We start from the raw sequence: 20,410 nt of genomic DNA on the forward strand, positions 1-20,410 counted from the left end.
GACGGCGAGTCCGGCGGCGGCCGCGAGCACGCCGTGGCGCAGGGGCCGGCCGGTCATCACAGCCACCCGAGGGCGCCGAAGACGGCGACGGCGAGCGTGTCGACGCCGAGAATCGCGCCGACGGCGATGGCCTTGGCCCGCACGGTCGGCAGGTCGTACACGAAGAAGCAGGCCGCGAAGAACGGCACGTAACCGACCAGCCAGATCAGGAACGGGAAGCCCGCGTGCCACCAGGACCAGTCCCAGGTCAGCACGCCCATCTTGTTGAGCAGCACCTCGACCCCGACCGCGGCCACGGAGTTCAGCGCGATGAGGACCGGCCGGTTGGGCAGCCCGAGGACGCGGGTCTGCTTGGGCGGCAGCATCTTCGCCGCGGCGATGCCCATGATCGCGAACATGAAGCAGATCTCGATGTTCAACCCGATCAGGATCTGATACGCCGTCGGCCCGGTCGCGCCCCACACCGGCGCCCGCCCGGTGCCGTGGAAGACCAGCGAGTTCCAGATCTCGTTGAACAGGTCCATGCCCCACAGCGCCAGGCCCGCGAACAGCACGTTCCAGTTCCGCCGCTCGACCTCGGTGGCATAGACGTAGATGACGACCAGCAACAGCGGAATCACGTACCACTTGAATTGGCTACTGTCCCGCAGCAAATCGAGCGCCACACGCGCGTGATCGGTCATCACCGAACCCTCCCTCATCAGTTGAGCCTCGCGAGTGTGTTACAAATCACCGGCGACTGTCAACCTGTAAGCCGGGTGCGTTCGGCCGCATCCCGCGGGGCCGAGCCGGTAGGGTTCAGCCGCATGGCAGTCCCGTTCCGTCCGTTCCGCGAACTCGCGTTCGTTCTCGCTGCGGCCGTGGTGATTCCGATGCTCGCGGCCCTCGCGTTCTCCGCCATCGGCCACCCCGAATGCGCCAGCATTCCGCAGGATGTGGGCCCGTGCGGCTACTGGGCCCGGGTGGCGTACTACGGGCCGTTCATCATGCTGTGGGGCGTGATCTTCTGCGGGGGATTCGGAGCAACGCTGTGGCTGATCACCGTCGCGGTGCGCGGCCTGCTGCTGGCGGTCCGGCGTCGCCGCGAGCGCATCCGCGCAGGCCAGCCCGCCTGACCATGCCCCTGACCTCGGGGTCCCGCGCGCTTGGGATAAAATCGGTGGTTCTTGTGTGTCGACGCGACGCACAATCGATCAGTTAACCATCGGCATCCGCTGCACCCGAGGAGACGCTTGTGATCACCGCGACCGACCTGGAGGTCCGGGCCGGAGTCCGCACCCTGCTGACGGCGCCGGGCTCGGCGCTGCGGGTGCAGGCCGGTGACCGGATCGGGCTGGTGGGCCGCAACGGTGCCGGCAAGACCACCACGCTGCGCATTCTCGCCGGTGAGGGTGAACCCTACGCGGGCAAGGTCATTCGTTCGGGAGAACTGGGATATTTGCCCCAGGATCCGCGCGAGGGCAACCTCGACATCCTCGCCAAGGACCGGGTGCTCTCGGCGCGCGGCCTCGACACCCTGCTGCGGGAGATGGAGAAGCAGCAGGCGCTGATGGCCGAGGTCGCCGACGAGAAGGAACGCGACAAGGCGATCCGCAAGTACGGCCGCCTCGAGGAGCGTTTCTCGGCCCTGGGCGGCTATGTCGCCGAGAGCGAAGCCGCCCGCATCTGCCACAGCCTGGCCCTGCCCGACCGGGTGCTGAACCAGCAGCTGCGCACCCTGTCCGGCGGTCAGCGTCGTCGAATCGAGTTGGCGCGCATCCTGTTCAGCGCCTCCGACGGCAGCGGCGGCAAGTCCGACACCACGCTGCTGCTCGACGAGCCCACCAACCACCTCGACGCCGACTCCATCAACTGGCTGCGCGGGTTCCTGCAGAACCACGACGGCGGCCTGATCGTCATCTCCCACGATGTGGAACTGCTCGGCGACGTGGTCAACAAGGTGTGGTTCCTCGACGCGGTGCGCGGCGAGGCCGACATCTACAACATGGGCTGGAAGAAGTACCTCGACGCCCGCGCCACCGACGAACAGCGCCGCGTGCGCGAGCGCGCCAATGCCGAGAAGAAGGCGTCCGCGCTCAAGCAGCAGGCCGCCAAGCTCGGCGCCAAGGCGACGAAAGCCGCTGCGGCACACCAGATGGTCAAGCGCGCCGAGCGCATGCTCAACGAGGTCGACGACATCCGGGTGGCCGACAAGGTGGCGCGGATCAAGTTCCCCGAACCCGCGCCCTGCGGCAAGACGCCGCTGATGGCCACCAACCTGACCAAGCTCTACGGGTCGCTCGAGATCTTCACCGGCGTGAACCTGGCCATCGACAAGGGCAGCCGGGTGGTCATCCTGGGCCTCAACGGCGCCGGCAAGACCACCATGCTGCGGCTGCTCGCGGGCGTGGAGACGCTGACCGCGGGCCAGATCGACCCCGGTCGCGGCCTCAAGATCGGATATTTCGCCCAGGAGCACGACACCCTCGACGATCAGGCCACGGTCTGGGAGAACATCCGCCATGCCGCCCCGGACGCGGGCGAGCAGGATCTGCGCGGTCTGCTGGGCGCGTTCATGTTCTCCGGGCCGCAGCTCGAGCAGCCCGCGGGCACGCTCTCCGGCGGTGAGAAGACCCGTCTCGCGCTGGCCGGTCTGGTGTCCTCGGCCGCGAATGTCCTTCTGCTGGACGAGCCTACGAACAACCTCGACCCGGTCTCGCGTGAGCAGGTGCTCGACGCGCTGCGCAGTTACGCGGGCGCGGTGGTGCTGGTGACCCACGACCCGGGCGCGGCCGAGGCGCTCAACCCCGAGCGGGTCATCATGCTGCCCGACGGCACCGAGGATCACTGGTCGCAGGACTACCTGGAACTGATCCAGCTGGCCTGAGCGCGCGCGTTCCGGGCCCGGAAAAACCACCGTCCGCGCCCGGAAACTCGCTTCCCGCACCGAAAAACGCGGTTTCCGCAAAACTCGGTGATTCACATCACACCGTTTCGTTGATCACAGGCATCCGAGTCTCTACCCTGGAATGAGGCGCCCACGGCGACTCGGAGGAAGCCATGAGTGACAGGCCCGCACAGGGTAAAGCCGTATTGGGTAAAGGCACGCGCGTCACCGGGAAATCCCGCGATCGCTTGCAATCCCAGCTCAAGAAGCAGTACGAGGCCGGGGCGAGTATCCGGTCACTAGCCAGGGAAACCGGGCGGTCGTATGGCTTCATTCACAACGTGCTCGTGGAGTCGCATGTGCAACTCCGCAGCCGGGGCGGTGCCAACCGCCGCAAGGCCGGCAAGCCCGTCAGCAAGTAGCGTCCCGATCCGGGAACACGATCAGCGGGTACTCGACCGGTGAAAGCCGGTCGGGGACTTGCGATCTCGCTCCGCTGGCGATGGCGTGCGGCCGTTACGCGGTCACCGACCCGTCACCGAGAACCAGCAGGTTCGCCAGGCTCTGGAAAATCGGCAGACCGGTCTTGATCTCGAGATAGGCGAACTGCCCCTGGGGGTTCACCTCCAGGAAGTAGAACTCGCCGTCGAGCCCCACTCGCAGATCCAGCACGCCGAAAGCCAGTCCCAGCGCGCCCATCAGCGTGGTCAGCGACTTGCTCACCGAGGCGGGCAGGCGATCGGCGGTGAACGCCACCGACGTGTCCAGGCGCGAATCCACCCGCCCCACACCGGATTGCGAGTCGATGCGCACCACCCACTCGATGCCGTCCACCCACACGATGCGCAGATCGCTCTCGGCGTGGATGTAGTCCTGGAAGATGGTGGGGGAGTTGCGGATCGTGGTGAGCCGGTCGAAATCGGCCGGGGTGAACAGGCGGGTCTCGGTGAACGCCCCGCGCCCGGTGCCGGTGCGCTTGTAAACCACTGGCCCGGGCCGGGATTCGACGAAGGCGCGCGCCTCGTCGGGGTCATTGGTGACGAGGGTCTCCGGAATTGCGAATCCGGCCCGGGCGGCGGTCTCCAACTGCACGATCTTGCGCCCGGCGGTGCGGTCGGCCCCGGGATCGTTGACCCACAGGGCCGGGATCGACCACAACAGCCCCTGCAGGAAGCCGTCGCATTCGGCGCGGCGGTAGTCGTCGTCCTCGGCGCTCAGCCCGCCCGGCACCAGCGTGGGGTGCGGGCGCCGCCACCACACCGAGGTGACGTCGTCGAGCCCGAACACGTGCGACAGGCTGCGGTAGGAGCCGTCCGCGCCGAGCCGGAAAGTGCCGTTCTCGCGCGGGAAGTCACGCATGTCGAGGCGAATCGGATTGTGCCCGTGAAATTTACGCAGCGTAGCGGCGAGGGCGTCGCCGTGGAGATCCTCGGCCTCGGTGACGATGAGGACCGAGCCCATGGTGCGGGCGGCCATGCGTGGCCCCCGTCAGTCGAGGCTGTCGCAGGCGATGCCGTCGTCGCTGCCGTTGTGCGACCGAGTCTGGCAGCAGGTCATGGTGGCCCCGCCGACCCCGGGCCCCGCGGCCAGATCCAGTCCCCGGGCCCAGATCTCGGTCTGCCGGCGCAGCTCGTCGTCACCGCGCGCGGGACTCTGCTCCGGCGCCAGGGTGAGCGGACGGTCGGTGACCTCGACGCGACGGCGCTGGGTGAAATCGGCAGTGGCGCCGGACCGTACGCGCACCAGCACCGGCCGGCCCTCGCAACCGGACTGCGCGTTCGCGGCGTCCCACCGGGCGATATCGAGCACATCCGCGCGATCCAGGGTCCAGGTGCCGTCGCCGACGCGCACGCTGATACTTCGCTCGGTGGCTGCGACGAGGTAGCCGGGTAGCGGTGGCGAGGTGCTGGCGAAGGTCGCCGATCCCGTTCGGTGCAGGGCGCCGGTCATGCGGAACTCCGATCTGCTCGGGATTTGCTGCGGGGCCGAGCGTGATCTGAATCATATCCCGCGGCGGGGCGAATTCGGTCCGCAACGAAAGATTTCAGCTACCTCGGCAAACTTCGCCGGGGTTTCGGAAATCGCTCCCGCCGAAAGATTTTCGCTGAATAACCGGGGTGGGTGCGGCCGGGCCGGGTGGGGCCTACAGGCCCAGGGCGCCGGGCGAGTCGGCCACGGCCCGCAGTGCCGCACCGGGATCCGCAACAAGTTTGCGGGCCGCGAGGTCGAGAATGCCGGACACCGCGTCGATCTCCGCGGATACCGTGCCGTCGAGTTTCACGATGCGCTGGCGCATCCGGAAGATCTTGCCGCCGGTGAATTCGAACTCGCAGCTCACCGTCACCTCGTCGCCGAGGTGCAGCTCCCGCTGGTACTTGATGGTCTGTTCCAGCACCACCGGCCCGATCCCCGCGGCCACCATCTTGTCCCCGGCGATGCCCGCGGCCTTCAGCAGCTCCCAGCGCGCGTGCTCGGCGTACTGCAGATAGACCGCCTGATTGAGATGCCCGTTGATATCGAGCTCGTAGCCGCGCACGGTGACCGGAACAGAGAATGCCATGCAAGGTCCAACCCCGTGCGCCTCGATGATCATTCCGCGTATCGGGTGGCCTCCGGCACATCCGGCCCGGCGATCCCCGGGCTACCCGCCGGGCCCGGCGCACCCGGCGGGTGTTGCGATCGGTTGCCGGTGAAGCGAGCCGAGGCTCCGGCGAATCCGCGGCGCGGCAGGCGAACTCGGGTGTTCAGGCGCGGTTCGCGTTGCGTTCGGCCCACCACCGCGGGGCGTCGACGAAGTAGTTGTCGTAGTCCCGCTGGGCCGCTTCGACATCGGCGGGAGTGGTCTGCCCGAGCGCCAGCCGCTCCAGGAACCGGAAGTATCCGTGCCGCTCCACGCCGGGCATGAGGGCGATGAACAGGCGGGCCCCACTGCCGGGCACCGCACCGAAGGCGTGCGGCATGAACTTGGGGACCACCAGGGCCCCGCCCGCGCCGACGGTGACGATCTCGTCGCCGGCCATGACCTGGAGTTCGCCGTCCGCGACGAAGAACAGCTCGTCGGAGAGCGTGTGATAGTGCGGCGCGGCCCCGTCGGCGCCCGCGGTCAGGGTCACCTCCACGGTGCTGACCGACCCGCCGGCCTCGTCGGAGTCGATGAGCAGTCGCACCGCGGCGGGCCGGCCCGCGCCGATGATCTCGGAGTCCTCGGGGCGGCGGATGGCGGCGGGGCGGGCGGCGGTGTTCATGACTGGCTCCGAATCATTCGATGGTTGATAATTCGCTACCGAACTATATGCCATCGAATAGAGTGTTGTCCATGGGTGAGAACAAGACCGACGCCGTGGACACCATCGCGGCACAGTGGCGGCGGGAGCGGCCCGACCTGGACGGCGAGGCCATGGCCATCATCGGCCGCCTGGGCAGGCTGGCGACAGTGGCGGGCGCGAAGGTCGAATCGGTGTTCACCGCACACGGATTGCAGCGCGGCGAGTTCGATGTGCTTGCGGCGCTACGCCGTTCGGGGGAGCCCTACGAGCTCAACCCCTCCGCCCTGGCCGACACCCTGATGATGTCGCGCGCGGGCATGACCGGCCGGCTCGACCGCCTGGAGCAGGCCGGTCTGGTGCGCCGCATCGCCGACGCGGGGGACCGGCGCGCCATCAAGGTGGCACTCACCGACCGCGGCCTGCACCTGATCGACATCGTGGTCACCGACCACTTCGAGAACGAGACCCGCATCCTGTCGGTGCTGACCGCCACGGACCGCAAAGAACTGGACCGCATTTCGCGGCTACTGCTCGCCGACCTCGAACGCGAGAACTGAGCAGCGCCGGGCGCGGCCGGATCCGGGCCAATGCCCCCCGGGGGGTGTCCTACTCCTTGCGGCGGATGGATGCCTCGACCAGGTCGAGGACCGCTTCGAGGTTCTTGCCGGCGTGACCGGAGGCGATGCGGGCGATGAGACCGTCGAGCACCAGATCGAGGTAACCGAGCAGCACCTCGGTGGGGACGTCGTCACGCAGCGCCCCGGCGGCCTTGCGGCGCTCCAGGCGGGCGACGGTCGCGGCGGTGAGCTCCTCGGAGCGTTCTTCCCAATTGGCGCGGAATTCGGGATCGTTGCGCAGCCGGCGGGCGATCTCGAGGCGGGTGCCCAGCCAGTCGAAATCCTCGGGGCGGGCCAGCATATCGCGCATGACCTGGATCAGACCCTGGTTGGCGGCGACCTCGGCCATGCGGCCCGCGTCCTCCTGGGCCAACGCCAGGAACAGCGCGTCCTTGTCGCGGAAGTGGTGGAAGATCGCGCCCCGCGACAAACCGGTCGCTTCTTCGAGACGACGCACGGTGGCGCCCTCGTAGCCGAACTCGGCGAAGCAGCTGCGTGCCCCGTCGAGGATCTGGCTGCGCCGGGCGGCGAGGTGGTCGTCTGAGACCTTGGGCACTGGCTCCTCCGAAACGTGTTGTGCGGGTTCTCCATAACGATCTTGCGACCAAAACGGAGAACCCGCACGAGCGACGAGCGAAGCGGCCCGGAAAGGGGCCGCGTGGTGGGCACCGGCGGGAACCGGTGCCCACCACCACGACTCGGCTTCGAAACAGCCCTTCGAAGACCGAGACGCTGCGGTTACTAGCCGCGGATCATGTTGCGCAGCACGAACTGCAGGATGCCGCCGTTGCGGTAGTAGTCCGCCTCACCGGGGGTGTCGATGCGGACGACCGCGTCGAAGACGACCTTCTCGCCGTTCTCCTTGGTGGCGGTGACCTTCATGGTCTTCGGAGTCACACCCTCGTTCAGCTTGGTGATGCCCTCGATGTCGAAGGTCTCGGTGCCGTCCAGGCCCAGCGACGCGGCCGACTGGCCGGCCGGGAACTGCAGCGGCACAACGCCCATGCCGATCAGGTTCGAGCGGTGGATGCGCTCGAACGACTCGGTGATGACGGCCTTGACGCCCAGCAGGCTGGTGCCCTTGGCGGCCCAGTCACGCGAGGAACCCGAGCCGTACTCCTTGCCGCCCAGCACGACCAGCGGGATGCCCGCGGCCTGGTAGTTCTGCGAGGCGTCGTAGATGAAGGCCTGCGGGCCGCCCGGCTGGGTGAAGTCACGGGTGTAACCACCCGAGACGTCGTCGAGCAGCTGGTTGCGCAGCCGGATGTTGGCGAAGGTGCCGCGGATCATCACCTCGTGGTTACCACGACGCGAGCCCAGCGAGTTGTAGTCCTTGCGCGCGACGCCATTGGCGTCCAGGTACTGCGCGGCCGGGGTGCCCGGCTTGATCGGACCGGCGGGGGAGATGTGGTCGGTGGTGACCGAATCGCCCAGCAGCGCCAGCACGCGCGCGCCCTTGATGTCCTCGACCGGGGCCGGGTCCATCGACATGCCGTCGAAGTACGGGGCCTTGCGGACGTAGGTGGAGGACTCGTCCCAGGCGAAGGTGTCGCCCTCGGGGGTGTCCAGACCCTGCCAGCGCTGGTCGCCGTCGAAGACGGTGGCGTAGGACTTGGTGAACATGTCCCGGCTGATCGCCGACTTGATGGTGTCGTCGATCTCCTGCGGCGACGGCCAGATGTCCTTCAGGAAGACGTCGTTGCCGTTCTGGTCCTGGCCCAGGGCGTCGGTCTCGAAGTCGAAGTCCATGGTGCCCGCGAGCGCGTAGGCGATGACCAGCGGCGGGGACGCCAGGTAGTTCATCTTCACGTCGGGGGAGATGCGACCCTCGAAGTTGCGGTTACCCGAGAGCACCGCGGTGACCGAGAGGTCGTTGTCGTTGATCGCCTTGGAGATCTCCTCCGGCAGCGGACCGGTGTTGCCGATGCAGGTGGTGCAACCGAAGCCACCCACGTAGAAGCCCAGCTTCTCCAGGTACGGCCACAGACCGGCCTTCTCGTAGTAGTCGGCGACGACCTGCGAGCCCGGGGCCATGTTGGTCTTCACCCACGGCTTGGAGGCCAGGCCCTTCTCGACCGCGTTGCGCGCCAGCAGGGCCGCGCCCAGCATGACCGACGGGTTCGAGGTGTTGGTGCAGGAGGTGATGCCCGCGACCACGACGGCGCCGTGATCCAGCACGAAGTCACCGCGCTCCGGGTCGGAGACCTTGACCGGCTTGGACGGACGGCCCGCGTTGCCGTTGGCGGCGGTCGGGACGGCGGTCTCGTCGGTGGCGGTGCCGGGGGCGACCGGATCACTGGCCGGGAACGACTCCTCGATGGCCTCGTCCAGCGCGGTGTGCGGAACCGGGTCGTTGGTGTAGGTGCGGATGTCCTTGCGGAACGCGTCCTTGCTGTCCGACAGCAGGATCCGGTCCTGCGGGCGCTTCGGGCCGGCGATGGACGGCACCACGGTGCCCAGGTCCAGCTCCAGGTACTCCGAGTACGCGGGCTCGTTGGCCGCGTCGTGCCACAGGCCCTGCTCCTTGGCGTACGCCTCGACCAGCGCGAGCTGCTCGTCGGTGCGGCCGGTCAGGCGCAGGTAGTTGATGGTCTCGCCGTCGATCGGGAAGATCGCGGCGGTGGAGCCGAACTCGGGGCTCATGTTGCCCAGGGTGGCGCGGTTGGCCAGCGGCACCTCGGCCACACCGGCGCCGTAGAACTCGACGAACTTGCCGACCACACCGTGCTTGCGCAGCATGTCGGTGACGGTGAGCACCACGTCGGTGGCGGTGACGCCCGGCTTGATCTCACCGGTCAGCTTGAAGCCGACGACGCGCGGGATCAGCATGGAGACCGGCTGGCCCAGCATGGCGGCCTCGGCCTCGATGCCGCCGACGCCCCAGCCCAGCACGCCCAGGCCGTTGACCATGGTGGTGTGCGAGTCGGTGCCGACACAGGTGTCCGGGTAGGCCTGGCCGTTGCGGACCATGACGGTGGGGGCCAGGTACTCGATGTTGACCTGGTGCACGATGCCGACGCCCGGCGGGACGACCTTGAAGTCGTCGAAGGCGCCCTGGCCCCAGCGCAGGAACTGGTAACGCTCGCCGTTGCGCTGGTACTCGAGGTCGACGTTGCGCTCGAGGGCGTCGGCGGTGCCGAACACGTCGAGGATGACCGAGTGGTCGATGACCATGTCGGCGGGGGAGAGCGGGTTGACCTTGTTCGGGTCGCCGCCGAGGGTGGCGACGGCCTCACGCATGGTGGCCAGGTCGACGATGCAGGGCACGCCGGTGAAGTCCTGCATGATCACGCGGGCGGGGGTGAACTGGATCTCGGTGTCCGGCTCGGCGGAGGGATCCCAGTTGGCGATCGCGCGGATATGGTCGGCGGTGATGTTCGCGCCGTCCTCGGTGCGAAGCAGGTTCTCCGCGAGGACCTTCAGGGCGTAGGGCAGCTTCTCGGTGCCGGGCACGGCCGAGAGACGGAAGATCTCATACGAGTTGCTTCCGACCTCGAGGGTGCCCTTGGCGCCGAAGGTATCGATACTCGTCACGTTCAGCTCCACTCGTCTGTGAATGGGAGGGCCAGCGGCGGGGCTGTGCCGATGGCCTCGTCGAGGCGCGGGCCTCGTCCGTTTTCCGACATTAACAGTACGCTTGTCCTGTGAGCACATCGGGGGCGGGAAGAGCGTGGCGCGGTGAGGCGATCTGACAAGCCGTCCCGTACCCTGCGTTCGTGACCGTCTCGCACCCCTCGGTTTTCACGCCCGTGAAGGCGGAACTACCGCCGAACACCGACTTGAATAAGATCATCGCCGATCTGGCCGATGATCATGTCGCCGCCCCCGAGGGACGCGACCAGGAGGCCCTCGCGGCCGTCGCCGCCGACGCGCGCGACCAGGGCATCAAGCTCGATATCGTTGTGGTGCCGGGCAATCCGGGGATCGAGGCGAATCTGCGCGATCTGGCCAACGAGGTCGGCAAGCTCGAACACGGCACCGTGGTGGTCTTCAGCGACGACTGGGTCGGCACCTACAGCGACCAGTTCACCCGCGGGCGGCTCGAGCGCGCCGAGGACGGGGCCAAGTACCGCGGATCCGAGCACACCGCCGATGCCGCACGGGTTTTCGTGGCTCGGCTGCAGCAGCCGGAGGCGGTGTCCTGGACGGTGATCACGCTGGTGCTGCTGGGCTTGCTGATCGCGGGGATCGGCGGTCTGTACGTGGTGAAGTCGCGGCGGCCCGCGCCTGGGGCACAGCCGCCGACTCCGGTGGCGTAGGGGTTCTCCGGTGCCGGCGACGCGGTCGCCGGGTGGGGTTCGGGTTCGTCCCGGGCCCCTTTTTTCTTGCCCGAAATCGGGTGCGCGGTAAAGCAAACCGCCCGGTTCGTATGCGACACGCCGGATCGGTGATGCGTGTCGCGTCATGTGACGCGTGGTGATCGTGTGGTCTACCTGCAAATATGTGGCTACTGACGAATTACATCCGTGTGATTGTGGCGTGGCTGATCAGAGCGGTCTGCGACATGTCGTACGGTTTCGCGATGGCACGACTGGGACAGATGTGCCGAATGGGACTCCAGGGAGGTGCGATGCGACGACCGGCGAAGCGGCGCGGACGTCCAGCGCGAGTCGCTACGGAGTTGCTCGTAGCGGCCGTCGTGCTGGCCTGTGGCATGGCCTCCGGGCACGCCGTCCCACCCCCACCCCCGAATCCCAGCGACGGCGACCTCAACGCGGCCGGAGCCCAGGTCGACGCCGGTGTCGGCGAGGTCGGCGCGCTCATCAACCAGGTCGCCACCGCCGAACAGCAGCTGCAGCAGCTCGACGACGCCATCGCCGTGCGCCGCGAGGCGGTGAACAAGGCCCTGGTGGATCTGCAGATCGCCCGCGACGCCGCCGACGCCGCTGCCCAGACCGTCGTCCAGTGCCAGCAGGAGCTGACCGACGCGGGCGCGAAAGTCGATAGCGCCCACGGCAATTTCGACAAGTACGTCGCGCAGGTCTACATGCGGCCCGGCTCCACCTCGCTGATCAGCTACATGGCCGCGCCGAGCCCGGAGATCGCGCTCAACCGCGCCCAGATCCTGACCATCGCGTCCAAGAATCAGCAGCAGGTCGTCGACGGCCTGCGGCACGCCCAGGTCGATCAGGCCAACAAGACCTCCGCCGCCAAACAGGCCCAGCAGGCCGCCGACGCCGCCGCGGCCGCCGCCGACGCCAGGAAGGCCGACGCGCAGAACGCCGTCACCACCGCCCAGGCCGAGTTCAACCAGCAGAACAACGTCCGCAACGGTCTTGTCTCCCAGCGTGACTCGGCCCAGCAGCGGCTCGACTCCGCCCGCGCGAATGTGGCGGGCCTGCAGAGCCAGCGCGACGCCTTCGTCGCCTGGGACCAGCAGCGCAAGGCCGAGGAGGCAGCCGCCCAGGCCGCCGCCCGCGCCGCGTAGCGAACGGCTCGGTGCGCGGGCGGCGTCAGAGTGCTTCCAGGATCATGGCATTGGCCTGGCCGCCGGATTCGCACATGGTCTGCAGCCCGTAGCGGCCGCCGCGTTCGTGCAGCGCGTGGACCAGGGTGGCGGTGAGCCGCACGCCGCTGGCCCCGAGCGGATGCCCGAGCGAGATCGCGCCGCCGTGGACATTGACCCGGTCGAGGTCGGCTCCGGTTTCGCGGGCCCAGGCCAGCACGACGCTGGCGTAGGCCTCGTTGATCTCGATGAGATCGATGTCGTCGAGGGTCAATCCCGTTTGTTTGAGCACCTTTTCGGTGGCGGGGACCACGGCCGTCAGCATGAGGAACGGGTCGTCGCCGACGGCGATGTGGCTGCGGATACGGGCCAGCGGGGTGAGCCCGAGCCGCTTGGCGTGTTCGCTGGTGGTGACCAGCACCGCGGCGCTGCCGTCGCCGAGCTGGCTGGCATTGCCCGCGGTGATGCGCCAGGCGATCTCGGGGAACCGCTGGGCGATGGCCTCGTTGTAGAACGACGGCGACAGCGCGCCGAGTCCGGCCGCGGAGGCGTCGAATCGGATGGTTTCGTCGCGGGCCAGGCCGTTGATGGGCGGGGTCAGTTCGGCGTCGAAGCCGCCCCGCCGGGTCGCCTCGGCGGCGCGGCGGTGGCTCTCGAGCGCGTAGTCGTCGAGCTGGCCGCGGTCGAATCCCCAACGGGCGGTGATGAGTTCGGCGCTGATGCCCTGCCACGGCACGCCCTGCGGATAGCGTTCCAGGAACGCCGAGCCGGTCAGGTTGTCGACATCGAGCAGGCTGGTGCCCATCGGGATCCGGCTCACCGACTCCACGCCGGTGGCCACCACCAGGTCGCAGTCCCCGGCGATGACCGCGTGCGCGGCGAAGCGCAGCGCCTGCTGGCTGGCGCTGCACTGCCGGTCGATGGTGCTGGCGGGCACCGATTCCGGGAACCCGGCCGCCAGGGAGGCGCGGCGGGTGACATTGGTGGCCTGTTCGCCGACCTGGCTGACCACGCCGCCGATCACCTCGTCGATCAGCGCCGGGTCGATCCCGGCCTGCTCGACCACGGCGCGCAGGCTGTGCGCCATCAGATCCACCGGGTGCACGCCGTCGAGCGCGCCGCCTTGTTTTCCACGTCCGATCGGCGTGCGCACCGCCGCGACGATCACCGCGTCACGCATCACGGGATCCCCAGCACCCGGCGCATGGTCGCCAGTTTGGCCGAGGTCTCGGCGAATTCGACGTCGATCCGGCTGCGCGACACCACGCCGCCGCCGGTGCGCAGCGTGAGATCGCTGCGGTGGGAATCCAATTCGAGTCCGCGCAGCGCCATGTGGAACTCGCAGTCGCCGGAGCTGTCGATCCAGCCGACCAGCCCGCCGTAGTAGGCGCGGGCCGGTTCGTAGTCGGCGATCATGCGCCGCGACCCGGCCTGCGGCACCCCGCACACCGCGGGGGAGGGGTGCAGCGCGGCGACCAGCTCGGTCACCGGGACCTCGGGGTCGAGCAGGCGCGCGGTGATGGGAGTTCCCAAGTGCCACAGGCCCGGAGCGGTCACCAGTTCGGGATCGTCGGGATAGTCGAGGTCGGGGCAGAACGTGGACAGGCCCTTCACCATGAAGTCGACCAGGTGCCGGTGTTCGGTCAGGTATTTGTCGTCGAACAGCAGGGCGCGGGCGCGTTCGCGGTCGGCGGACTCGGGCAGCCGGGTGTCGCGCAGCACCGTTCCGGCCAGCGGCGTCATGGTGACGGTGGCACCGGACTTGGCGAGGAACAGCTCGGGGCTCGCGCCCATCGTGTACACGCCGGGGTGGTCGAGGTGTTCGACGAAGTAGCTGCGCGCGTTGGGGTACAGCTCGGTGATCCGGTCGAACAGGGCGAGCGGATCGACCACGCCGTCATAGAAGTAGCGTTCGCAGCGCGAGATGACGATCTTGTCCAGCTCGGGCTCGGCGGCCCGCAGCAGGGTCAGCGCATCGTCGATGTGGCGCAGGTAGTTCGCGATGGCGGCGTCGTTGAACTCGACGTCGGCGCGGAACTCCGGGCGCGGGCCGGGACGCCGCGGGCTCCGGTCCTTCTCGGCGGTCCGCCAGCCCAGGTACAGCGAGGACTCGGCGAGCTCGGTGTCGAAGGGGATCGCGCCGGCCACCACATTGCCGTACGCGCCCGCCCGCACCGCGGCCTCGGCCTCGGCGAGATTGTGATAGCAGATCAACGGCCCTTCCAGGCCGACCGGGCCGTTCGCGCCGGCCAGGCGGAATCGCACGGGGTCATGCATGGGTGTGCTCCGATTCGGTGGTGGTCAGTCGGTCGCGCACGGCGCGGCGGTCGATCTTCTGGTTCGGCAGCAACGGCAGCTCGGCGCCGAGGACGAAGCGCTTGGGCACCGCGGCCCGGCCCAGCCGCTGCCGCACCCGCTCGCGCAGCGGCTCCAGGTCGTGGTCCGGAATCGATGGTCGCGCAACCAGATACGCGCCCACCAGCTCGCCCCACTCGCGGTCGGGCACGCCCATGACCACGGCGGACTCGATCCACGGCACGCCGGCCAGGGCCTGTTCGATCGCGACCGCGGACACCTTCACGCCGCCGGTGTTGATCAGGTCGTCGACGCGGCCGGTGGGAACCAGCAGCTCGCCCGACCAGTGCCCGCGGTCCGAGGTGCGGTACCAGCGGGTGTCGCCCTCACGGTAGAAGGGCTGCTCGCCGGTGGCATCGAGATAGCCGTCGGCGACGACGCTGCCGCCGAGATGGATTATGCCGTCGATGATCTCGACCCGGACACCGCGCAACGGCGTGCCGTCGTAGACACAGCCGCCGCATGTCTCGGTCATGCCGTAGGTGACCACGGCGTCGGTCAGCTCGCGCAGGGCGCGGCCGGTCTCGTCGTCGAGGCGGGCGCCGCCGATCAGGATCTTGTCGAAAACCGCCAGGGCGGTACGGGATTCGGCGTCGGCGAGCAGCCGGGTGACCTGGGTGGGCACCAGCGAGGTGTAGCGGCGACCCGCGGGCAAGCCGCGGGCCGCGGCCGCGAACCCGGCCGGATCGAAGTGGCCGCCGGGCAGCGTCGTGACCCGGGTGCCGCCGAGCGTGGCCCGCGAGATCACCTGGAAGCCCGCGACGAATCCCGCCGGCAGGCACAGCAGCCAGTCGCCCGCGCCGCCGAGCCGCTCCGAACTCGCCTGCGCCGAGGCGGCCAAGGCGGTGCGGGACAACAGGGTTCGCTTCGGGACGCCGCTGGACCCGGAGGTGGACAGCACCACCGCGGTGGTGGCGGGCACGGTCGCCGGCAGGCCGCGGGCCTGAACGGGATCGGTGATCGGGGCGATGGCCTCCTCGCCGCGGTACGCGACCTCGATGGCGCGCTGGAGCGTGTCGACCGCGGCGTCGGGATCCTCGGGGACGAGCAGGGGGGTCAGCGGGATGGCGTGGGACGGGTGTGACATCAGGAGTGCAGCTCCAGCTCGAGATTCAGCGCCGAGACGGCGGTCGCGTCGAAGGCCGCCTCCACCGCCTGGCGGGTACCGGCGTGCACATCGCGCAGAGCGGTTCGGGTGACCGGGACTTCGAGCACGGCGGGGCGCCCGGCGCCGCGGGCGCGCGGCAGGGCCGCGGGCAGGTCGTCGATCTCGACGGTGGCGTGGGCGACGTCGTAGGCCCGGCACAGGTGGGCGATGTCGACGTTCTGCGGTGTCCCGTAGATCCGTTCGAAGGTGTCGCCGTAGGGCTCGCGCTTGTAGCGGGCGTCGCCCTGCTCGAGCAGCTCGAAGATGCCGCCGCCCGCGTCGTTGGACACCACGATGGTCAGGTTCGCGGGCATGCGCTCCAGCCGCCCGGTCTGCAGTCCGGACGCGTCGTAGGCGAAGGTCAGATCGCCCAGCAGCGCGACGACGTGCCGGTCGGGGCAGGCCAGCGCCGCTCCGATCGCGGCGCTGACGTTGCCGTCGATGCCCGCGACACCGCGATTGGACAGTACGTCCACGCCGGGCGGGATCTGCCCGGTCAGCGAGACGTCGCGGATCGGGTTGGACGCGCCGAGCCACAGCAGGTCGCCGGGGCGCAGCGCGCCGAGCACCGTGTGCGCCACGCCGACGCCGGTGCGGCGGTTGGCGGGCTCGGCCATCGTCCGAGCCCAGGCGTCGCGCACGGTCTCGTCGGCGTGGTCGAGTTCCTCGATCCAGTCCGGCGCCGCGTCGCCGAGGAAGCGCGGATTCCGCGACAGCAGTTCGATATCCGGTGCGGCGTAGAGCCAGTCGCCGCCCCCGGCGACGAGCACGGTGCGCACGCCCGGCCGGGCCAGCAGGCGGCCGACATTGCGATGCAGGGTCGGACGGCCGTAGACCACGACCTGTTCGGGCCGCACCTGGTCGAGGACCCAGGGGTGCAGGCGTTTCCGGTCGCCGACCGCCACGGTCGGCTCGGCCATCACCGGCAGCGGCGGCAGGACGGCCGGGTCCGCGCCGTCACCGGCGATGACCAGGGTCGACCGGCGCAGGTCGAGCTCGACCGAATCCGGGTGGGCCGGCCCTGCGAACACGGGCATGGCGATCCACGGTGCGCCGCCGGGACGCCCAGCTGGAGAGGAGGTTTCGGGCTGCGGCGGCAGACCCGACGACAGCGGCACGTCGATCTGCACCGGGCCGGGACGGCCGACCAGCTTGCCGCTTCCGATGCCGAGGGTGCGGCACACCTGCGACCGCAGCACGCCATTGGCGTTCGCGTCGACCGCGCCGCCCGACCAGGTCTGCTGCACGTGACGCACCTGCGAGGCGAGTAGCGCGGTCTGGTCCACGGTCTGCGACGCGCCGGTGCCCAGCACGTCGGGCGGGCGATTCGCGGTCACCAGCACCAGCGGCAGATCCGAGTAGTTGGCCTCGGTGACCGCGGGCAGCAGGTTCGACACCGCGGTGCCGGAGGTGGTGACCACGACCGCCGGACGGCCGGTCGCCTTCGTGATGCCCTGTGCCACAAAGGCTGCCGAGCGTTCGTCCAGCCGGACCTGGAGTTCGATCTCCCCGGCCCGGGCGCGGCGCGCCAATTCGAAGCCGATCGGACCGTTCCGGGAGCCGGGACAATATACGAACCATTGCACGCCATTGCGAATGAGTTCATCGATGACGATGGCCGAGATCACCGATGGCATGGCGTATTTCCAAACTGAAATGATGTCGTTCCGCGCGAATGCGAAACCCATTGAAAAATATTCACAAAGACAACCCCGACAGCGCGACCCCGACAATTATCCGCTGTTGGTCATCCGACCCGCAACGCCATGGCAACACGCTATCGGCACGTGGCTGATGCTGTCAATGTGAGCCGCGGCTCTCAACAGTCTTGCAGCTCAGAGCGATTCGGGTGCGGTGTGGGGGTGTGATCCGGGTCGGTGGACAGACTGGTCTGTCAATGGCCTGCCGCGCTGCCGTAAGTCAGATTCGTCTGTATCGGCAGCGCGTATTCACTTGGTTACCAAGCCACCGGAAGCGCCTTCGGGCCACGCAGCAGCATGCCCGTCTTCCATTCGACTGCGGCGGCCGGAATCGTCAGGCGCAATTTCGGATATCGGCGCAACATCGCGGTCAGCGTGACGTCCAATTCGAGGCGGGCCAGCTGCGCGCCGACGCAGTGGTGGAATCCGTGGCCGAAAGTCAAGTGCGAGTTGTGATGCCGGGTCAAGTCCAGCGTGTCGGCATCGGGGAAGACCGTCTCGTCGCGATTGGCGGCCTGCAGGTCGACGAAGACCGACTCCCCGGCGCGGATGAGGGTGCCCGAGAGCTCGACGTCCTCGGTGGCGATGCGCGGGAACGCGCCGCCGTTGCCGACCTGGATGTAGCGCAGCAACTCCTCGATGGCGGTCGGGACCAGCTCGGGATCGGCCTGCAGCCGATCCCATTCGCCCGGTTCGGTGAGCAGCACGTAGGTGAAGTTGGCGATCTGGTTGGCCGTGGTCTCGTGCCCGGCGACCAGCAGGGTGATGCCGAGGGTGATCAGCTCCTCCTCGCTGAGCCGGTCCTCGTTGTCGCGGGCCGCCACCAGCGCTCCGAGCAGGTCGTCGGCCGGTCGCGCGCGGCGCACCGCGATCTGCTCGGTCAGATACCCCGCGACGGCGGCGTACGCCATCGCCCGTTCCATATCGCTGACGGCGGTGGTGGACATGATCGCGTCGGAGAAATCGCGGAAGCGATGCTGGTCTCGCGGTGGGACGCCGAGCATTTCGCAGATGACGGTGACCGGTAGCGGCAAGGCCAGCGCCGCCACCAGATCGGCGGGGGAGCCGGCGTCCTCCATGGCGGTGAGCAGGTCGTCGACGATGCGCTCGGCGCGCGGGCGCAGCTGCTGCACCCGGCGGGAGGTGAACGCGGTCATGGTGAGTTTGCGGAGCCGGGTCAGCTCCGGCGGGTCCATGCTGGTCGGAATGTTCGGCAGCGCAGGGGTTTCCCGCACGCGCGGCACGTCCAGCCGGCCCACGGTGGCGGCGCGGCTGAAACGGGGGTCGCTGAGCACCGAGCGCACGTCCGCGTACCGGGTGACGAGCCAGGCCTCGCCGCCGTACGGCAGCACGATGCGCGAAATCGGTTCCTCGCGTTGGAGTTTCGCCACCAGCGGCGGCGGATCGAGCCGAACCGGCTCCCCGAACGGGTAGGGACGGGCTTCGATGTGTGCGGTCACGCGGTACTCCCTGTTTTTGGACGTGACCTTAGTTGCCCGCGCCCGCTCGCGCCTCGCCGAACGACGCCTCGCTGCCCGCCCGGATCCGGCCACGACCATAGACTCGGCCCCGGCGCGAGCCACGGCCGCGCGGTCGTCCCCTGCGAAGGAGTGTCGCTCGTGAACATCGATCTGACCGGTAGAACCGCCCTCGTGACCGGTTCCACCCAGGGCATCGGGCTGGCCATCGCCGCCGGGCTGGCCGGCAGCGGCGCGCGCGTCGCGGTCAACGGCCGCACCGCCGACCGGGTCGAGGCCGCCGTCGCCGGACTGCGGGCCGAAGGGGCCGACGCCCACGGCGTCACCGCCGACGTCGCCACCGCCGAGGGCGTGGATCGGCTGCTGAACGAACTGCCCGCCGTCGACATCCTGGTGAACAATCTCGGCATCTTCGGGGCGGTGCCCGCGCGCGAGATCACCGATGCCCAGTGGCGCACCTACTTCGAGGTCAATGTGCTGTCCGCGGCGCGGCTGATCCGCACCTACCTGCCGGGCATGATCGACCGGGGCTGGGGCCGCGCGCTGCAGATCGCCAGCGACTCGGCCATCGTGATCCCCGAGGAGATGATCCACTACGGCGTATCCAAGACCGCCCTGCTGGCGCTGTCGCGCGGATTCGCGAAAGACGCTGCCGGAACCGGGGTCACGGTCAACTCGGTCATCGCCGGGCCGACCCACACCGCCGGGGTGGAGGACTTCGTCTACCAGCTGGTGGACCCCGCGCTGCCGTGGGATCAGGCGCAGCGCGAGTTCATGCGCGCCCACCGCCCGCAATCACTGATCCAGCGCCTCATCGAGCCCGAGGAGATCGCGAACATGGTGGTCTATCTCAGTTCCCCGTTCGCCTCGGCCACCACCGGCGGCGCCCTGCGGGTCGACGGCGGTTATGTCGACTCGATCCTCCCCTGAGGCGTCTCCCGTCCACCCGATCGGTCAGCCGCAGCGGACCGGCAGTTCGCTGAGGCCGTGGATCACCAGGCTCGGCCGCCAGCGCAACCGCTCCCGATCGGTGACGGTGAGCTCGGGGAACCGGGTGAGCAGGCGGGCCAGGGCGATGTCGGCCTCCAGGCGGGCCAAGGGCGCGCCCAGGCAGAAGTGGGCCCCGTAGCCGAAGGCGATGTGGTGGTTGTCGATTCGGTCGGCGTGGAAGGTGTGTGGCTCGTCGAAGCGGGCGTGGTCGCGATTGCCCGTGCCGAGCGCCACCATGATCAGGTCGCCCGGATCGATCCGCACCTCGCCGAGGGTCAGGGGCGCGGTGGTGTAGCGGAAGGTGGCGATATTGACCGGGCGGTGGAACCGGAGCACCTCTTCCCGGAAGGCCTTGGCGGCCACCGGATCCGAGGCGATCCGATCGCGCGCGCCGCGATCGCCGGGCAGTTCGAGCACGCAGCTGCCGATGAGGTTCACCGTCGTCTCGTGTCCGGCGATGAGCAGCAGCAGGGCACCAGCCGGTTGTCATCGGAGTGTGACACAGGATAGGCGCCGGTCGGCGGTCCCGTCGGTGGTTGTGGCGC

Annotated in this window: 21 protein-coding genes; 8 read left to right on the plus strand and 13 right to left on the minus strand. The window is 69.1% G+C overall.

Annotated features, from left to right (window positions below; all coding sequences use genetic code 11):
• Positions 1 to 56: 56 nt before the first annotated feature.
• On the minus strand, positions 57 to 683 hold the full coding sequence (locus ACWELJ_RS07950; protein WP_452365428.1) for a hypothetical protein: 627 nt from the start codon (positions 681 to 683) through the stop codon (positions 57 to 59).
• A gap of 123 nt (positions 684 to 806) precedes the next feature.
• On the opposite strand from ACWELJ_RS07950, the gene ACWELJ_RS07955 reads away from it, so the two are divergent.
• From ACWELJ_RS07955 to ACWELJ_RS07965, 3 genes are all read left to right on the plus strand, one after another.
• Positions 807 to 1,115 carry a hypothetical protein gene (locus ACWELJ_RS07955; RefSeq protein WP_452365429.1) on the plus strand — a complete coding sequence of 103 codons (309 nt, stop codon included), beginning with the start codon at positions 807 to 809 and terminating at the stop codon, positions 1,113 to 1,115.
• A gap of 119 nt (positions 1,116 to 1,234) precedes the next feature.
• Positions 1,235 to 2,866 carry an ABC-F family ATP-binding cassette domain-containing protein gene (locus ACWELJ_RS07960; RefSeq protein WP_452365430.1) on the plus strand — a complete coding sequence of 544 codons (1,632 nt, stop codon included), beginning with the start codon at positions 1,235 to 1,237 and terminating at the stop codon, positions 2,864 to 2,866.
• A 173-nt stretch (positions 2,867 to 3,039) separates the two neighbouring features.
• Positions 3,040 to 3,288: a helix-turn-helix domain-containing protein gene (locus ACWELJ_RS07965; protein WP_357082573.1), complete on the plus strand. Its 249-nt coding sequence runs from the start codon at positions 3,040 to 3,042 to the stop codon at positions 3,286 to 3,288.
• Positions 3,289 to 3,382: 94 nt separating this feature from the next.
• Here ACWELJ_RS07965 and ACWELJ_RS07970 read toward each other — a convergent pair whose 3' ends face one another.
• The 4 genes from ACWELJ_RS07970 to ACWELJ_RS07985 form a co-directional block, all read right to left on the minus strand.
• Entirely contained in the window at positions 3,383 to 4,342 is a 960-nt protein-coding gene (locus ACWELJ_RS07970) for a hypothetical protein (RefSeq protein ID WP_452365431.1), read from the minus strand.
• 12 nt (positions 4,343 to 4,354) lie between these two features.
• Positions 4,355 to 4,816, minus strand: coding sequence for a hypothetical protein (locus ACWELJ_RS07975; protein ID WP_452365432.1), 462 nt, complete (start codon positions 4,814 to 4,816; stop codon positions 4,355 to 4,357).
• 193 nt (positions 4,817 to 5,009) lie between these two features.
• Entirely contained in the window at positions 5,010 to 5,426 is a 417-nt protein-coding gene (locus ACWELJ_RS07980) for an acyl-CoA thioesterase (RefSeq protein ID WP_452365433.1), read from the minus strand.
• A 184-nt stretch (positions 5,427 to 5,610) separates the two neighbouring features.
• Complete coding sequence (locus ACWELJ_RS07985) at positions 5,611 to 6,111, minus strand: cupin domain-containing protein (RefSeq protein ID WP_452365434.1); 501 nt, start codon at positions 6,109 to 6,111, stop codon at positions 5,611 to 5,613.
• Positions 6,112 to 6,182: 71 nt separating this feature from the next.
• Here ACWELJ_RS07985 and ACWELJ_RS07990 point away from each other — a divergent pair, with 71 nt between their 5' ends.
• Entirely contained in the window at positions 6,183 to 6,689 is a 507-nt protein-coding gene (locus tag ACWELJ_RS07990; RefSeq protein WP_452365435.1) for a MarR family winged helix-turn-helix transcriptional regulator, read from the plus strand.
• Positions 6,690 to 6,738: 49 nt separating this feature from the next.
• Here ACWELJ_RS07990 and ACWELJ_RS07995 read toward each other — a convergent pair whose 3' ends face one another.
• Positions 6,739 to 7,305: a TetR/AcrR family transcriptional regulator gene (locus tag ACWELJ_RS07995; RefSeq protein WP_452365436.1), complete on the minus strand. Its 567-nt coding sequence runs from the start codon at positions 7,303 to 7,305 to the stop codon at positions 6,739 to 6,741.
• Between the two features lie 185 nt (positions 7,306 to 7,490).
• On the minus strand, positions 7,491 to 10,283 hold the full coding sequence (locus ACWELJ_RS08000; RefSeq protein ID WP_452365437.1) for an aconitate hydratase: 2,793 nt from the start codon (positions 10,281 to 10,283) through the stop codon (positions 7,491 to 7,493).
• Positions 10,284 to 10,465: 182 nt separating this feature from the next.
• Here ACWELJ_RS08000 and ACWELJ_RS08005 point away from each other — a divergent pair, with 182 nt between their 5' ends.
• Entirely contained in the window at positions 10,466 to 11,008 is a 543-nt protein-coding gene (locus ACWELJ_RS08005; RefSeq protein ID WP_452365438.1) for an Rv1476 family membrane protein, read from the plus strand.
• 311 nt (positions 11,009 to 11,319) lie between these two features.
• The gene (locus tag ACWELJ_RS08010) at positions 11,320 to 12,177 is read left to right on the plus strand and encodes a hypothetical protein (protein WP_452365439.1); all 858 of its coding nucleotides are present in this window, start codon (positions 11,320 to 11,322) and stop codon (positions 12,175 to 12,177) included.
• Positions 12,178 to 12,202: 25 nt separating this feature from the next.
• On the opposite strand, the gene ACWELJ_RS08015 is transcribed toward ACWELJ_RS08010, so the two are convergent.
• Genes ACWELJ_RS08015 through menD form a run of 4 tightly spaced genes read right to left on the minus strand, consistent with a single transcriptional unit; the run spans position 12,203 to position 17,325 of the window.
• Entirely contained in the window at positions 12,203 to 13,375 is a 1,173-nt protein-coding gene (locus ACWELJ_RS08015) for a thiolase family protein (protein ID WP_452365440.1), read from the minus strand.
• Positions 13,375 to 14,472 (minus strand): chorismate-binding protein, encoded by a 1,098-nt coding sequence (locus tag ACWELJ_RS08020; protein WP_452365441.1) that lies wholly within the window; start codon positions 14,470 to 14,472, stop codon positions 13,375 to 13,377. Before ACWELJ_RS08020 ends, ACWELJ_RS08015 begins: the two co-directional genes overlap by 1 nt.
• A complete protein-coding gene (locus tag ACWELJ_RS08025) occupies positions 14,465 to 15,637 on the minus strand; it encodes an AMP-binding protein (RefSeq protein ID WP_452365442.1) in 1,173 nt (390 codons plus the stop codon). The genes ACWELJ_RS08020 and ACWELJ_RS08025 overlap by 8 nt, the downstream gene beginning before the upstream one ends.
• Entirely contained in the window at positions 15,637 to 17,325 is a 1,689-nt protein-coding gene (gene menD / locus ACWELJ_RS08030; RefSeq protein ID WP_452365443.1) for a 2-succinyl-5-enolpyruvyl-6-hydroxy-3-cyclohexene-1-carboxylic-acid synthase, read from the minus strand. The genes ACWELJ_RS08025 and menD overlap by 1 nt, the downstream gene beginning before the upstream one ends.
• Between menD and ACWELJ_RS08035 the strand changes: the two genes are divergently transcribed.
• A complete protein-coding gene (locus ACWELJ_RS08035) occupies positions 17,306 to 17,506 on the plus strand; it encodes a hypothetical protein (RefSeq protein ID WP_452365444.1) in 201 nt (66 codons plus the stop codon). The genes menD and ACWELJ_RS08035 overlap by 20 nt on opposite strands.
• A gap of 148 nt (positions 17,507 to 17,654) precedes the next feature.
• On the opposite strand, the gene ACWELJ_RS08040 is transcribed toward ACWELJ_RS08035, so the two are convergent.
• Positions 17,655 to 18,857 (minus strand): cytochrome P450, encoded by a 1,203-nt coding sequence (locus ACWELJ_RS08040; protein WP_452365445.1) that lies wholly within the window; start codon positions 18,855 to 18,857, stop codon positions 17,655 to 17,657.
• A gap of 159 nt (positions 18,858 to 19,016) precedes the next feature.
• On the opposite strand from ACWELJ_RS08040, the gene ACWELJ_RS08045 reads away from it, so the two are divergent.
• A complete protein-coding gene (locus ACWELJ_RS08045) occupies positions 19,017 to 19,805 on the plus strand; it encodes an SDR family NAD(P)-dependent oxidoreductase (protein WP_452365446.1) in 789 nt (262 codons plus the stop codon).
• Positions 19,806 to 19,829: 24 nt separating this feature from the next.
• Here the strand turns inward: ACWELJ_RS08045 and ACWELJ_RS08050 are convergent, their stop codons facing one another.
• Entirely contained in the window at positions 19,830 to 20,303 is a 474-nt protein-coding gene (locus tag ACWELJ_RS08050) for a cytochrome P450 (protein ID WP_452365447.1), read from the minus strand.
• Positions 20,304 to 20,410: the final 107 nt, after the last annotated feature.

This window comes from Nocardia sp. NPDC004582, from assembly GCF_053602115.1.

What these genes read in the sequence shown, in the direction of transcription:
- ACWELJ_RS07950 (WP_452365428.1), bottom strand. Translation starts at nt 683, where the DNA reads ATGACCGATCACGCGCGTGTGGCGCTCGATTTGCTGCGGGACAGTAGC.
- ACWELJ_RS07955 (WP_452365429.1), top strand. Translation starts at nt 807, where the DNA reads ATGGCAGTCCCGTTCCGTCCGTTCCGCGAACTCGCGTTCGTTCTCGCT.
- ACWELJ_RS07965 (WP_357082573.1), top strand. Translation starts at nt 3,040, where the DNA reads ATGAGTGACAGGCCCGCACAGGGTAAAGCCGTATTGGGTAAAGGCACG.
- ACWELJ_RS07970 (WP_452365431.1), bottom strand. Translation starts at nt 4,342, where the DNA reads ATGGCCGCCCGCACCATGGGCTCGGTCCTCATCGTCACCGAGGCCGAG.
- ACWELJ_RS07975 (WP_452365432.1), bottom strand. Translation starts at nt 4,816, where the DNA reads ATGACCGGCGCCCTGCACCGAACGGGATCGGCGACCTTCGCCAGCACC.
- ACWELJ_RS07980 (WP_452365433.1), bottom strand. Translation starts at nt 5,426, where the DNA reads ATGGCATTCTCTGTTCCGGTCACCGTGCGCGGCTACGAGCTCGATATC.
- ACWELJ_RS07985 (WP_452365434.1), bottom strand. Translation starts at nt 6,111, where the DNA reads ATGAACACCGCCGCCCGCCCCGCCGCCATCCGCCGCCCCGAGGACTCC.
- ACWELJ_RS07990 (WP_452365435.1), top strand. Translation starts at nt 6,183, where the DNA reads ATGGGTGAGAACAAGACCGACGCCGTGGACACCATCGCGGCACAGTGG.
- ACWELJ_RS08010 (WP_452365439.1), top strand. Translation starts at nt 11,320, where the DNA reads ATGCGACGACCGGCGAAGCGGCGCGGACGTCCAGCGCGAGTCGCTACG.
- ACWELJ_RS08015 (WP_452365440.1), bottom strand. Translation starts at nt 13,375, where the DNA reads ATGCGTGACGCGGTGATCGTCGCGGCGGTGCGCACGCCGATCGGACGT.
- ACWELJ_RS08020 (WP_452365441.1), bottom strand. Translation starts at nt 14,472, where the DNA reads ATGCATGACCCCGTGCGATTCCGCCTGGCCGGCGCGAACGGCCCGGTC.
- ACWELJ_RS08025 (WP_452365442.1), bottom strand. Translation starts at nt 15,637, where the DNA reads ATGTCACACCCGTCCCACGCCATCCCGCTGACCCCCCTGCTCGTCCCC.
- ACWELJ_RS08035 (WP_452365444.1), top strand. Translation starts at nt 17,306, where the DNA reads ATGACGATGGCCGAGATCACCGATGGCATGGCGTATTTCCAAACTGAA.